This window comes from Mesorhizobium sp. WSM4817, assembly GCF_055811135.1.
In genome coordinates, this window is sequence record NZ_JBVVQQ010000002.1 from 379122 (window position 1) to 393440 (window position 14319).

General features: G+C 62.4%; 11 protein-coding genes. 3 read left to right on the forward strand and 8 right to left on the reverse strand.

The annotated features are described in order from the left end of the window. From tagH to tssA, 8 genes are read right to left on the reverse strand one after another with little or no spacing between them, the layout of a single operon-like run. Positions 1 to 1482, reverse strand: a complete 1482-nt coding sequence (gene tagH / locus AC0L2K_RS04420) for a type VI secretion system-associated FHA domain protein TagH (RefSeq protein WP_287364638.1) — start codon at positions 1480 to 1482, stop codon at positions 1 to 3. Next, positions 1479 to 2564 carry a type VI secretion system baseplate subunit TssG gene (tssG, locus tag AC0L2K_RS04425; protein ID WP_287174453.1) on the reverse strand — a complete coding sequence of 362 codons (1086 nt, stop codon included), beginning with the start codon at positions 2562 to 2564 and terminating at the stop codon, positions 1479 to 1481. Before tssG ends, tagH begins: the two co-directional genes overlap by 4 nt. Then, positions 2528 to 4402: a type VI secretion system baseplate subunit TssF gene (tssF, locus tag AC0L2K_RS04430; protein ID WP_023801309.1), complete on the reverse strand. Its 1875-nt coding sequence runs from the start codon at positions 4400 to 4402 to the stop codon at positions 2528 to 2530. Before tssF ends, tssG begins: the two co-directional genes overlap by 37 nt. A 1-nt stretch (position 4403) precedes the next feature. Continuing rightward, positions 4404 to 5159, reverse strand: coding sequence for a type VI secretion system baseplate subunit TssE (gene tssE / locus AC0L2K_RS04435; RefSeq protein WP_023801310.1), 756 nt, complete (start codon positions 5157 to 5159; stop codon positions 4404 to 4406). Then, entirely contained in the window at positions 5146 to 5601 is a 456-nt protein-coding gene (locus AC0L2K_RS04440) for an Hcp family type VI secretion system effector (protein WP_023801311.1), read from the reverse strand. Before AC0L2K_RS04440 ends, tssE begins: the two co-directional genes overlap by 14 nt. 51 nt (positions 5602 to 5652) lie before the next feature. Continuing rightward, entirely contained in the window at positions 5653 to 7158 is a 1506-nt protein-coding gene (gene tssC, locus AC0L2K_RS04445; protein WP_023801312.1) for a type VI secretion system contractile sheath large subunit, read from the reverse strand. Between the two features lie 3 nt (positions 7159 to 7161). Continuing rightward, the gene (gene tssB, locus AC0L2K_RS04450) at positions 7162 to 7701 is read right to left on the reverse strand and encodes a type VI secretion system contractile sheath small subunit (protein WP_023801313.1); all 540 of its coding nucleotides are present in this window, start codon (positions 7699 to 7701) and stop codon (positions 7162 to 7164) included. Positions 7702 to 7707: 6 nt separating this feature from the next. After that, on the reverse strand, positions 7708 to 8901 hold the full coding sequence (tssA, locus tag AC0L2K_RS04455) for a type VI secretion system protein TssA (protein ID WP_473530718.1): 1194 nt from the start codon (positions 8899 to 8901) through the stop codon (positions 7708 to 7710). Between the two features lie 333 nt (positions 8902 to 9234). Here tssA and tssH point away from each other — a divergent pair, with 333 nt between their 5' ends. From tssH to AC0L2K_RS04470, 3 genes are all read left to right on the forward strand, one after another. Beyond that, complete coding sequence (tssH, locus tag AC0L2K_RS04460; RefSeq protein WP_473530719.1) at positions 9235 to 12000, forward strand: type VI secretion system ATPase TssH; 2766 nt, start codon at positions 9235 to 9237, stop codon at positions 11998 to 12000. Positions 12001 to 12236: 236 nt separating this feature from the next. Continuing rightward, complete coding sequence (locus tag AC0L2K_RS04465; protein ID WP_287067601.1) at positions 12237 to 13319, forward strand: sensor histidine kinase; 1083 nt, start codon at positions 12237 to 12239, stop codon at positions 13317 to 13319. A 447-nt stretch (positions 13320 to 13766) separates the two neighbouring features. Next, positions 13767 to 14006, forward strand: a complete 240-nt coding sequence (locus tag AC0L2K_RS04470; RefSeq protein WP_287052245.1) for a hypothetical protein — start codon at positions 13767 to 13769, stop codon at positions 14004 to 14006. Positions 14007 to 14319: the final 313 nt, after the last annotated feature.

Genomic DNA, 14319 nt, shown 5'->3' on the forward strand with positions numbered 1-14319 from the left:
TCACTCCTCCTCATATGCATCCCGAAAATCAGCGCCGATTTCGCCCAAAAAGCTCGATTCCGCACTCTGGGCGATTTCACGATGGCGTTTCTGGTAAAGCTCCCACAGCCTGGCGCGGCGCCCGCCCGAAAGCACGGTGCCGATCGCGGAACTCGATTTGAGCTCTTCCTCGATCGCTGCCGGGTCAAAACGGTCAATCATTCGCCGCAAGGCGGACTGCACGCCTCGCCAGGCGCGCACATGATGTTGCGCGAGATCGCGGACCGCGTCGGCGATTGCCGCTTCACCGGCCAGAAATCCGGGGCTGCGCTCGGCGATGAGGGTCACGATGGCGTCGTCGACCGTCGGCAGAAATTTTAGCGGATTGACTTCAGAGGCCCCAACCACCGTCTGGGCGACGCGAGCGTTGCCTTTTTCCTCGGCCCGCTTGCGCAGCAGCTGCATCAGGCCTTCCATCATCAGCCGATACTCGCGACCGAACTTCTCCATTTCCGCGATGCTGTCGCGTCCGGGAAAATCGGCTTCCTCAACACCCATGCCTCGCAAGAACGCGGTGCGAAAGGCCGTGTTCGCCGGTTGCGCCGCTGCCGGGGAGGGGGCGGGTTTGGGGGCACCGCCAGCACGTGGCTGAGCAGGGATAGCTGCCGCGGGGCCAGGCAAATCCCAGGGATGGGCCGGCTCTCCGGCGACGTGTTTGCGTTGACCGGCCGGGCCGGCGCCGTTTCTCAAATCGGGCGACGCGGCCGGCCCGAAACCGAAACCGTCATCGAATTCGGACGACTTTCTTGAAACAGACTGGCTTGAAACGGGCTGGCCTGGAACGGGCTCGCTTGCACCGGAAGGCACCGGATCGAAGCTGAATGGGTCTGCGGCGTCCGGCGCACCACGCGGTTCGGAATAGCTGGCGCCATTCGGCGCCGGCGTTGCTACCGGGTCGAGGCTGAACGGGTCGTCGAAGGCAGGCGAACTGCGCTGGTTGGCGCGCTCGAACGCTCCTGGAACGGGTTGCTCGAACGGGTTCGGCAGGTCGGCGGGACGCGGCCGGCGCGGCTCTTCTTCGACCGTGGCTGAGAAGAAGTCATCGCGGCCGATGCTTACCGGCGCTCGCGATGCCGGCGGTGACCGCTCTGTGAACGTTTGGCTGGCCGCTGGTGCGTGAGCGACCGGCGTCTGCAGATCGACGCATACTATGTAGTCACCCAGCCTCAGCCGCATGCCGTTCTGAAGACGGACCGACGTGCCGGTGCCGAGCGGGCTGTCGGAATCGTTTATGAACAATCCGCTGCTTGATGTGTCGGTGACGAAATATCCATCCGGCCCGCCGCTGATCCTGCAATGGGCGCGTGAAACGAACATGTCGGGATCGTCGATCTGCCAGTCCGCGTCCGCGCTACGGCCGATCACCAGTTCACCCTCGTCCAGCCGGGTCTGCCGTACCGCCTGGGTGCGTGGCCCGTGCTCCAGCGTCAGCAGCAGACTCATGCCGCGACCTCCGCCATTTCCGGCCGCCATCCGACGATTGTCCGCAGCCGCATATCGTCAGCATCGCCCCTTTCAGTGGGCCGCGCAAGCCAGGTGGTTCGGCCGAGCTGTACCGCTCCGATACGCGGCGGCGGCACCGCTTCACGCGCCAGCACGATCCGCAGATCGACGTCGAGCGATTCCCCGACCATGTCGCGAACCGCCTGCTCGAACATCTTCAGACGTTGACCGCCCGGCAGGAACGTCTTGAACTCCTCATAGCCGACTGGGCCGACGCGCAGCTCGATCCTGCTTTGGCGGCTGAAAACGCGCGGGCCGATCGTCGCCCCGCGACCCAGCACTGCGTAAGCCTGGGTAAGCCGGGTCTGGAGCGTCGCTGGTATGGTCATCCAGGTGGCAACGAACTCCTTGATCGCGACCGGCACCTTGAACGCTTCCGCCAGGAACAGCGTCAGCCGCTCCGGGCCGTCGACCTGGCTGGCGAGCGACGCGGCCTGGCGAAGCTTTACGGCGTCGAGATCGGAATTTTGGGTGCCGGGAAGTCCGGTTCCCGCCATCGCTTCAAGCATGGCCCTTACTCGGCCGCCGACCGCACGTTCGACCTGTACCGCCGGATGCGCGTCGGCCCAGGCTCGATAGTACAGGGCGATCAAGCGGTGCTGGAGAATATTGACGAAGTCCACGAACGTCGTGTCGCTGGTCTGCCGTGCGTCAGCGCCGGTGAACCAGCGCTGCGACAGACGATCGAGCACCCAACGTGTCAAATGAAGCGGCATCGGGCCTTCCGGTCCCATCAGCCCGAGATTTGCAACGGTGACCCGGGCCGGCATTCGGTCTTTCCCCGGCGAATCGTCCTTAGCTTCGCGGAATTCGACCACGTCCTTGGCGGAAAAGCTAAGACGCACATGCTGCCCGAGCCTTGCCGGCTCGCGATCTGCGCGGCCGGAATAGCCAAACAGCCCGCCCCGTTGTTCGAGCCGGCGCAACAGTTCGAAGAAGTCGAACGTATCATCCAGTTCTTCGGCCCAGACCGGGTCGAGCTTGCCTAGATCAGGTAGCGATTGCCGGGCGTCATCGGCCATGGCACATCCTCCTGCTTCTGCAGCAACCGCGTGCGGGTCCGCACAAAGCCGTTTATCCCGGCGTGACGGGCAAACAGCCGGGCAAGCAAGGCTGAAAGCAGCAATGTGCTTTGCCCGGCCAGGACCGACTGGTCCACATGCAATGTCACTTCCGTGCCCCGTCCGAAGCACATCGGCCCATCGATCTGCAGCCGTTCGATGACGGATCGCGAGTCGATGCGAACGATCGAGTGCACGTTGCGAGCCAGGCTCGGATCTCCCCGGTCGGCATAAAGATCGAGCAGCGCATGCAGCGGATCGACACCGCGGCCTTCCTTGGCGAGGCTGAGAAAGTTGAGGGCCAACTGCGCCACCAGCCGCCATGCGAGATTGTCGGCTCGAGATTCGCCTTCGGCGCCGGCGGGCAGCGCGGCCGGGATCGCCGGCTGGGGCGGGCGCAAAGCACCGATAAGCCGGACCGTTTCGACCGGATCGCCTGTCTCCAGCGTCAGGGTAGGGTTGTCGTCGAGGATCGGCAGATCGCGGTTGGTGCAAAGCGCCATGATGTCGAGCCGCTTCAGCGGCCGGTTCGCCGGGCTTCCGGCCGGCCGGGAAACCGAAAGGAAAACGTCGTCTCCGGTGTAGGAAGTGCGGGTCAGTCCGTCGCGCCGTTCATCTTCGGTGGCCCGGCGAGGGCGCCGTTCGGTGGAATAGACCCAGCCATTGCTGCGGTTTTGCCCCAGGCTGAAGAGTTCTGGAATTTCGGCGTCAGGACCCTCGGCATCGGCGTCCTCGACATGGGTCACCCGATAGATTTCGAAGTCGCGCGCCCGCGTGCGGTCGGCATGCAACACCTGCCGCGTTCTGCGCGGATCAAGTTCGATGACGTTGCAGTCACGCTCGAACAGGTTGATGATCGGTGTCGCGAAAAGTTCGAAATCCGCCGGCGTCACATCGGCAAGCTCGGGCACCGGGCGCCGGAACATGAAGATGATCTCGACCCCGGCCTCGCATCGGCGCACGACCGGTTGCAGTCCTGAAACCCGCACGTAGTGAAAGCGCTCGGGCATCATGAAATATTCACGCAGCAGGCGGTAGCCTTCGAATGTCGGCCGGGTACGAGGCATCAACGCCTCGTCGTCGCTGATGCCGACCATTTCGGGTTCCGGCAACCGCGACAGCGGATTGGCCTTGCCCTCGGCGCGGGCGCCAACCGCCGAGCAGGCGCCGAAAATCGCGTCGAACAGCAATGGCGCCTTGGTGCGCCCGGCAAAATAGAAATCAAGCCGGTCGAGCGCCAGTTCGCCGAGCTTGCCTTTTCCGGTCCGACCCAGCGTGATGCGCAGCGCCGCCTCGCCGCCTGCGCCGCCGATCGGTGTTATGCCGGCCGCCGCCAACCCGCTGCGATCCTGGAAATAGCTGACCGAATTGATGGTTATCGGCCACAGCGTGATTTCCTGCGCGGTGGTGAATGTGCAACGCGTCGACAGGCCGGGTTGCAGACTGGACACCAGCCGCGTGTTCCGCTTGATGACATGGCCGGCAATCATCGACTGGACCTGCTGGCCGGGTTTCAGCACTGCCATTGCCGTAGCCGGGGCCGGGGTAACCAGATCGGGATACAGCACATCCAGCACGCTGCGTGAAAACCGCGAACGCTCGGCGTCGACTTTCAACCGGGTGCGTGCAGCGAGGAAAGCGACGCCGTCAAGCAGCCGCTCGACATACGGATCCGGGCACGGGACGGTATCGAGAGAAAGATTGCGCGCCACCGCCGGATGCATGTCGGCAAATTCCGCCGCGAGTCCGCGGATATGGGTCAGTTCCTCCTCGTAATATTCTACGAAGACCCGATCCATCTCAGCTGTCCCTGAATTCGGTCCGCGCCAGGCCGTTATCGAGATTGATCGTGGTGCGCAGGCGCATGCGTTCCGGCGTCGGCGTCATGATCAGAACGGCGTCTATCTCGATCTTCAGGCCGACACTTTTGTCACCGAGGGTCACCGTTACCTTGGTTGCGCTTTCCTTGAGACGGGGCTCGAAGGTGGCAAGGACCGAGCGGATCTCGCGCGCCAGGGTCTCGCGATCAAAGTCGCGGGACGAACGGCCCGAAAACGACGGCACGCCGTAGTTGACCACACTTCGGCGCACCTCCGGAAAATCGGCCAGCGACGGCGGATTGTCTGCGGCCTGTTCGCTTTCGAAATCGGAAAGAAGCGGAACAGCTTCAAAACGCTCGGTGTTGAACAAGGCCTCGATGTCGCGCCGCACCGCCTCCCTGAGGACGCGGGCCGATACAACCACGCCACGGCTTTCGATCTCGGCGCGGTGTTGGGTCTGAAAGGCCAGGCGGTGCAGACGCCGCTTCTGATCGGGAGTCAGCTCCGCGTCGGCGTCGATCAGCCGCGCGCTGCCCGCCAGCAGCGTGTCCAGCCGGTCCGCGCCCAACTCGTCCTGCAAGGTCTGGCGCAGCCCGTCTATCTCGGAGGTGACGCCCGGCAGGTCGTTGACGAGGCGGTCCCAAAGAGAGGGCTGGACCGCCTCGCGTTTTGCTCGCGAACTGCCGGTTACCTGCAGCTTGTCGGCGCCGGGCCGCCGCGCCTCACTTGCCGACATAGACATCCATTTCGATTTCGTCATCCTTGTCATAGACGAACTTGATCTTCTTGTAGGCGAAGCTGACCTCCTCCTCGATCAGGTCTTCCTCGTCCTCGGCCTGCGACATGTCGTATTCCATGATCGAAGCGTCGGTGAGGGTGACGACCAGATAATCGCTGGTCTCGCCATCGATGGTCCGGCGGGCGGAGAACACAACTTCGTCCAGCGCCTTGTTGTCGAACAGCGCCTTTTTCAGATAGGGCGATGACTTGTCATAATGCTTGGTGAACTTGATCATCCCCAGCGACACGCGACCGCGGCGTGAGAGCGAATTCGGATCGTATGGCGCGATTATCTTGTAATCGACCCCGTGGACTTCGATTTCGTCCTCATGACCGTCGCGAACGCTTGGCCCTTTGATATCCGGAACTTTTAGAAAACCATCAATTTTCACGGGCATTGTCTTCCTCCAGCGCTTTCAAAACAAAACAAGGTGGATGTTGCTGCAAAATCAAGCCTTTACGGACGGTAGTTCTGACACCAGTCGAAGCGAGGCGTTGATGCCCTCCAATTGGTAATGCGGGCGCAGATAGAAGCGGGCGTTGTAGTAGCCCGGCCGCCCCTCGACGCTGTCCACCTGGACTTCAGCGGCGGCAAGCGGGCGCTTGGCGCGCGCCTTGTCGTCGGCAAAGGCCGGGTTGGCCAGCACGTAGCGGTTGATCCACTCGGTCAACCAGATCTGCATGTCGGAGCGCTCCTTGAACGACCCTATCTTGTCGCGCGCAATGGCCTTGAGGTAGTGCGCAAAGCGCGAAACCGGGAAAAGATAGGGCAGGTTGGCGCTCAGCCGTTCATTTGACTGGGCGTCGGGATCGACCAGCCGCCCGGCGCGCGTCTCGTCGTCCTGCAGCGAATGCGCACCGATAAAGGCTGCGAGATCGGTGTTCTTGCGGTGCAGAATGGGCATCAGGCCGAGCTTGGCCAGTTCCGCCTCGCGCCGGTCGTCGATGGCAACTTCCGTCGGGCATTTCATCGCGATCGATCCGTCGTCCGTGGGGAAGGAGTGCACCGGCAGGTTGATCACTGTGCCGCCGTTCTCGACTCCGCGGATCTGCGTGCCCCAGCCATAGAGCTTGTGACTGCGGTTTATGTTGACGCCCATCGGGAAGGCGGCGTTCATCCAGACATATTTGTTGTGGTCGCCCTGCACTTCTTCCTCGAAAGTGAAGCCCTTCACCGGAACGGTTTCCGAGCCATACGGCAGTCGCGCCAGAACACGTGGCATGGTCAGGCCGATGTAGCGCGCGTCCTCGCTCTCGCGCAGCGATTGCCACGAGGCATAGGCCGGGTTGGAGACGATCATCTGCAGGTCCTGCGGGTTCGGCAGTTCCTGCCAGCTGTCCATGCGGAACAGCCGCGGGTCGGCGGCTGCGATGAACGGCGTATGCGCGGAGGCACAGATGCCCGAGATGTTACGCAACAGGCCGACGTCACGCGGATGGTTCGAGAATTCGTAGGCGCCGATCAGGCAGCCGATCGGCTCGCCACCCAGCATCGAATACTCGTCCGTATAGACCTTCTTGAAGATCGGGCTTTGATCCCACATCTGGCCTTCGTAGTCTTCAAGCGTGTCGGCAAGCTGAACCTTGGAAATGTTCATCACCCGGATCTTCAGCTTCTGATCCGTCTCGGTGTTGTTGACGAGATACCATAGGCCGCGCCATGTGCCTTCCATTTCGCGCACTTCCGGCGCATGCAGAATCTCGTTCACCTGGGTAGTCAGCATCTTGTCGATGCCTGCTATCAGCGACTTGATCGATTTGATCGCGTTGGACGAGATGGTCGTGGTATCGGAGCGGGACTGCGCCGCCAGCGCGAGATTACGGACGAGCTGCTGCAGCTTCTCGCTGTCGTCCTTCTTGACCTTGAAATCCTTCTCGAGGAGCCCGCTGAATTCTCCGAGGTCTATGGCTTCCGCCTCAGCGGCGACGGCTGCGGTTTTTTGTTGTTCGGCCATGATTTACTCCTGAACCTTGTCGTCGTCGGATAATGCCTGGTTGGCGATCTTGCCGAGAAGCGGCTCGTTGTTCAGAAGTTGCGCGATGCGCTTTTCGGCGTCGACACGGCCGTCCATGAAACCGAGCAGCTCCTCGAGCTGACGACGCATCTTGAGGATCTCGGCCAATTGCGGGACTTGTTCGGCGATCTTGTCCGGGGCGAAATCGCCCATTTTGGTGAAGGTAAGATCGAGTGCTAGCTCTTCGTCCCGCTCGGCGCCCTCAGCCTGGGGCAGCGTATTCTTCACACGGGCTTTGACGCGCGGCCCGAGCGCCTCCATGAAACGGGGGAAGCGGTTGGCGTCAGTCTCGACAAAGGAGCGGTCCAGTACCGACTTCATCGCTTCCCTGGTCTGTGAAGCGCCGGAGAGGTCGGCCATCACGCCCATGACGAACGGCAATTCGATCGTCGTCGGGCTGCCATAGGTTTCCACGTCATAGGCGATCTGCACGCGCGGAGCGCGGTTCCGTTCGATGACTTTCGCTTTGCTTTCAGCTGCCATGGCTCGTTACCTTTCATCCTTCTGGGCCGTCTTCTTGGCATCGGGAACGCCGGCAAGCAGCCGGAATTCCTTCAGCCCCGACGGGGCGAGATCTTCCATCAGTTCAACGAAATCCATATGCACCATCCGGCGCACCCGGCGGGCCAGGTGCGGGATCGGGCTCGACGGTTCGGTGCGGTCATAAAAGGCGACGACGAGGTCGAGGCATTTCACGACGTCGTCGCGCGAGGAAATCCGCTCCGGCAGCCCCGTGCTCGGTTCCGCGTAACCCGCCACACTTGCCATAGTATCGGCTCCATGGCCCTTTGCAGGCATTTGACCGTTTCGAGCAGGCATTTCCGGATCTGCAGTCGTGGGGGCTGGCTCGGCCGCGCCGTTCGTCGCCGTTTCGATTGCCGAATTCCGTTCGAGGGTCGACAGCAAACGCTGCAGAAACCGTTTCAATTCCGGAACAGCGACGCCACCGCCCTGCAGACGGCCGTTGAGAGCCGTCTCGACCGCATCAAGAGCCGTGATCGCCGCATGAGCATCGGCAATGAGCGACATCATCTCCGCATTGGCTTGATCGGCCTGCGCCTTGCACCCGCTATGAACCCGGTTCAGCAGTTGACCGTGCGCGCTGGCCAGCGTTGCCTTTTCCGCCGCATTCAATCCCGAAGCCGCTTCCAGAAGCATGACCCGCTCGTCGAGTGCGGCTTGTTCCAGATCGCGTCCGCTGATCGGTCCCATAGGGCGCGGCGCGAAGAAAATCATTCGCCGCAAGTCCGCCAGCAGCCCGTCCTGGCCATTCTGGAGGTCGAGCAGGGCGTTGATGCGACGCAAGGCGGCGTCGCGGGGTGAAGCACTGGGCCGCAGGGCCGGGTGCATGGTCTCCCAATGCTGATCGAAGCTCCGCGCAACAAGGGTCAGGCCATGTGCGAGCCCGGCGAGCCGCTGCTCATTGGCCAGCGCGCGCGTGACAATGACGAGCAGGCGCAGATCCCGGCCATGCGCACGCAATTCCTCCGCCTTGTCGAGGACGGCAGGCCAGTCGACCGGAATGGTGCTTTGCGACGAGGGCTGGTTGTGGCCGCCATGGACGACCTTGACCTGCGGCTCGGTGAGACGCTCCAGCTCATGAAAGGCTGGATCGTTGCGCAAATCCTCCCCTGACGGATTTTCACCGTCCAGCGGATTCAGCCAGAGTGCGAGATCAAGCACACCATCCCCCAGCGCGCGGCTCGTGGGCCGTGCCTGACCCAACGTTACCACACTGCGACACTTTACCACAATTTAGTTGATGCTCAATCTTAATACGAGCCTGCAACCGGCGCGCTGGGCTCAAAAGTGCTGGCGGATTTGTCGAACCCTGTCGGTGAACGCATCGCCAACAGGCGGGGCGTTCGATGGCGTTGCAGCCGATGGCGCCGGCGCCTGCCGGGACGGAAGAAATCGACTGAATCGCACACCCGGACGCCCCGCTCATAAACGCTCTTTGTCAAGTCGCTGCTTATGTGGCAGTTTGTTGGCTGGCAGATTGGAGGGGCAAGTTCGATGGAACAGCGCCGGTCGTCGCAGAGCTTTAAACGCAAGGAACTGGTCGGCAAGCTCAACCCCATCTGTTTGCGCGCCTTCAAGGCTGCGGCCGACACCGCCAAGCTGCGCGGCAATCCTTATGTCGAGCTCGTTCACTTCATCGAGCAGCTGGTGCTTTCAGAGCGATCGGATGTGCAGCTGATACTGGCAGACGCCGGGGTGGATGCGAGCCGGCTCACGGCCGATATGACCCGCGCCGTCGACAAGCTGCCTTACGGCGCCACTTCGATCGAGGAATTCTCCGATCATATCTTTCACGCCATCCAGGAGGCCTGGGGCCTGGCGGGACTGGAATTCAGCGTCGAGGAAGTGCGAAGTGCGCATATTCTGCTCGCCTGCCTGAAGACGCCGGTGCTGGAAGGCCTGCTGTCGAAGATCAGCGGCGAATTCGACAAGATCGATGCGCAGGCCGTTATTGCGCGGTTCGCGGACGTCATGGAGGGTTCGCTCGAAGCCGGCGCCTCGACTGCGGTTGCCGCCGCCGAAACACCGCGGCGGGCTCCGGGCGCGGATTCGGCGCTGGCCAAATATGCCACCGACCTGACCCAGCGCGCCCGCGACGGCAAGATCGATCCGGTCGTCGGCCGCGATCCCGAGATCAGGCAGATCGTCGATATCCTGATGCGGCGCCGGCAAAACAACCCGATCCTGACCGGCGAGGCGGGGGTCGGCAAAACCGCGGTCGTCGAGGGCTTTGCCTTGCGCATTGCCGAGGGCGACGTGCCGCCGACGCTGCAGGGCGTCAGCGTGCGCATGCTCGATGTCGGCCTGATGCAGGCGGGCGCCAGCGTAAAGGGCGAATTTGAAAAACGGCTGAAGGCGGTCATTGACGAGGTGCAATCCTCGGAAACGCCGGTCATCCTCTTCATCGATGAAGCGCACACCTTGATCGGCGCCGGCGGCGCGGCAGGAACCGGTGATGCGGCCAATCTGCTGAAGCCGGCGCTGGCGCGCGGCGAGCTTCGCACGATCGCGGCGACGACCTGGGCCGAATACAAGCAGCACATCGAGAAGGACCCGGCGCTTACCCGTCGCTTCCAGGTCGTCAAGATAGATGAGCCGTCGGAAGCGGTCGCCGTTCTCATGCTGCGTGGTGTCGCCGGTGTCCTCGAGCAGCATCACAAGGTGCAGATACTCGATGAGGCGATCGAGGCGGCGGTCAGCCTGTCCCACCGCTACATCCCGGCACGGCAACTGCCCGACAAGGCCGTGAGCCTTCTCGACACCGCCTGCGCCCGTGTCGCCATTTCGCAGCATGCCACCCCGGCCGAGGTCGAGGACATCATGCGCCGCCGCCAGGGGCTGGAGGTCGAGCGCGCCATCATCGGCCGCGAGGCAGCGATTGGCATCGACGTGGCCGACCGGCAGGCTCGGGTCGAAACCGGGCTTGCCGAGACCGAACTCACGCTTGCTGCCGCGCAGCAACGCTGGGATCGGGAAAAGGCGCTGGTTGGCGAGATACTCGAACTGCGCGCCAGGCTGCGCGGCGAGGGTGTGCCGCTCGACGCCGTGGAGCCTTCGGGGGCGGTGGCCGAAACCGCAGGCGCCGATGTATCTGAGATCAAAGCGCCCGAACCCGATGCGCCCGAACCCGATGCGGAAGCAACGGCCGCTGCCGGTCCTTCTCCACCCGACCCGGCTGCCGATCTCGCGCGGCTGCGCGAGCTGATGGCCGAACTCGCAGAAGCGCAGGGCGAGACGCCGCTGATCCTGCCGTCGGTCGACCGCAACGCCGTGGCGGCGGTGGTGCAGGACTGGACCGGCATCCCGACTGGCCGGATGCTGTCGAGCCAGACCGAAAAGGCGCTGCGGCTCGCCGTCACGCTGTCCGAGCGCGTGGTCGGTCAGGATCACGCTATGGAAATGATTGCCAAGCGCGTGCAGACCAGCCGCGCCGGGCTCGGCGCGCCCGAAAAGCCGGTGGGGGTTTTTCTGCTCTGCGGTCCCTCGGGCGTCGGCAAGACCGAAACCGCGCTGGCCCTGGCCGAGACGCTCTATGGCGGCGAGCAGAACCTCATTTCGATCAACATGTCCGAGTTCCAGGAGGCGCACACCGTCTCTACCTTGAAGGGCGCGCCACCCGGATATGTCGGCTACGGCAAGGGCGGCATCCTCACCGAGGCGGTCCGGCGCAAGCCCTACTCGGTGATCCTGCTTGACGAGGTCGAGAAGGCGCATCCGGACGTGCATGAAATCTTCTTCCAGGTCTTCGACAAGGGAATGATGGACGACAGTGAAGGCCGCCGGATCGATTTCAAAAACACGCTGATCCTGCTCACCTCGAACGTTGGCTCCGAAGTCATCATGGACCGGACCAACAGTGGCACGGTGCGGGCGGGGCTCGACGATCTCGACACAGCATTGCGCGCCCCGCTGCTGAAGGTTTTTCCAGCGGCCTTCTTGGGCCGGGTGGTGACCATCCCTTACTACCCGCTCTCGGACATGATGATCGAAGCGATCACCCGCCATCAGTTCGCCAAGATCGCCCGCCGCCTGCGCTCGAGCAACGATGCGGAGTTGGTGATCGGTGACGGTGTCATGGATCTGGTCAAAGCCCGCTGCACCGAGATCGAATCCGGCGGCCGAATGATCGACGCCATTTTGACAAACACGCTTCTGCCCGAATTGAGCCGTGGCGTGCTGAACCGGTCGCTCGAGGGCGAAAAAATGACGAAGGTGACGGTCGGAGCCTCCGAAGGAGGTTTCACCTATTCCTTCGAATAGCTGAGCAGAACGTGGGACCCCGATTCACTCGGCGGGCTGGACCGGCTGCGCGGTGGGTTTCGCGGCCCGCCGTCAGCATGCCGGAGCCGGCCGATCGGAAGATGTCGTTTTACCCAGGACCGTTGCGCGAGGCACGTCTTATGGTCAGATGCCTGACACGGCGCGATGCAGCTCCAGCTTTGGCGATGGCGGGCGCACTGCATTATTGATATTGTACGCCCAGAACAGGCGCGCAAATGACATCCACTTCAGACAAGGCCGATGCGGTCGAGCAGTTGCTTGACACACCTGAACTCGCAACCGCACTGGAAAGCGAACAGTTCAAGAAATTCCTTGACCAGGTGCCGATCGCCATAGCCGTTGCAGACCTGGCCGCTGAGGAGCGTGTAGTCTACGCCAATCCGGAGTTCGAGAAACTGTCAGGCCTGACGGTCGCTAGGCTAACTCGAGAAAACTGGTCGGCCCTTTCGGGCACAGGCCTCTACCAGCAGAAGGACCGCCCGCTGGCCGAGGCCGTGGTCCGGGAGACCGATTTGGTCGGCACCTACAGGCTGGAGCACAACGAGGACAAGCTGCCGATCGTCGACGTTTATTCCAATGTCATCGAGGACGACAACGGCAAGATCTGCTTCCGGTTGGTGGCGCTGGTCGACGTATCCGCCCATGGCGAAGCGGCGGATCAGCCCTCGGTGGAGGAGCGTGTCAGCGAGAAAGACACGCTGCTGCGCGAACTGCAGCACCGGGTGAAGAATAACCTGCAGATGATCACCGCCCTGATACGGCTTGAAAGCCGCAATGCGACTGAGGCCGACCGGAGACGGTTTGAACGGCTCGCCGGTCGCGTCGACGCCCTGGCGATCCTCTACCAGACGCTGACGGCCGACGAGCAGAAGGAAGAGGTCGATCTTGGCGTCTATCTCAGCCAGATCGCGTCCGCGGTGATGAGCTCGCATGCAGTCGAGGGGATCCGCCTCGATATGAGGGTGGACACATATCCGGTGTCAATCAACGTCGCCATGCCGGCTGGACTGGTGGTCAACGAATTGCTGACCAATTCGCTAAAACATGCTTTCCAGGGGCGCGAAGGCGGCACGATAACGCTGCACAGCATCGTCGATGGCGACGGCTGCCGGGTCATAGTGGCTGACGACGGAATTGGACTGCCGGAAGGCGAGACGTGGCCCAAGCCAGGCAAGCTCGGAGCCCTGATCGCGCACTCGCTGACCGAGAACGCCAAGGCGCGGCTCGCGGTCGACTCGAGCGCCAGCAAAGGGACGAAGGTGACGATCGTCTTCACTCGATCAGCGGCTGCAAGCTGACACCCGACTAAGGCAGTTGGCTTCATGTCCGGCCTTGAGCAATTGCGCAAATAGCCGGCAGGCACGTCCGTAAGTAGCAGGATGAAGTGCGGGCGTTGCGCTCGGTTGCTCTGGCGTATCAAGCCCGCTGCCCCAAGGGCCTCTTCGATGATCTTCTTCACGCCGTGGGGCGGCCGGATAGGAGGCAGCTCTAGAATCGAGGGACCGCGGGTGAGGGGACGTTGCCGGTACAAAGGAGTTCGGGAGGCGAGAAGGCGGATCAAAGCGCTCGATGGAATAAGAGGCCTCGCGCGAGCCGGTTACCCGATCGCCGCTCGGAGATTTCCACCAGATACTCCTGTGTTGCGCCCGAGCAGCAGCCCCTGGTCCATGCGATTTCGCGCGTCGGTTGCATCGCAGCCACAGACGCGCTATTATACTGTCTCGCATTCCCGGGGGGGAAGGTGGATGAGCATCGTCCATAGTGTCGGTCCAATTCTAGATCAGGCAATTGCCGCAGTCCTCAACAGGGCCGGCTTTGGGGATACCGTCTCGGTCAAAGCGGCATTAAACCTGGTTCGGCAGGCCGCACCTGATTTGGTCGCATCCAATGACGATCTGACCGAAGCTATCCTCGAAGTCGCTGCTGCCCTGGGCCTGTTCGTAGCTTTCGATGACAACGAGCAGTATCCGCTCAATCCCGTTTAGTTATCCGATCACCGCTCGGAAGGTTCTAGCGAAATATTCCGCCCCTGATGGAACCCTTTAGTAATCGGCGAGTTGCGTTTAAAGCTGAAGGTGACCGTCATGGCAACCAGAGAGAGCGATCGTGGCTTCCGAGATCTGGTCCGTTCGAAAGACAATCGTCGGAGCCTGCGCAAGCGATTAGGACTGGAGGGCGATCAAACTCTGTCGCCGAGGCTTGTCGCATTAGCTCAAAAGCTTCAGAAGGAGCTTGAGCGGCGAGAGCAAGAGCTGGCTGACGAGAAGCCCCCGTCGCCCTGACAGGGACGCGGGTAAA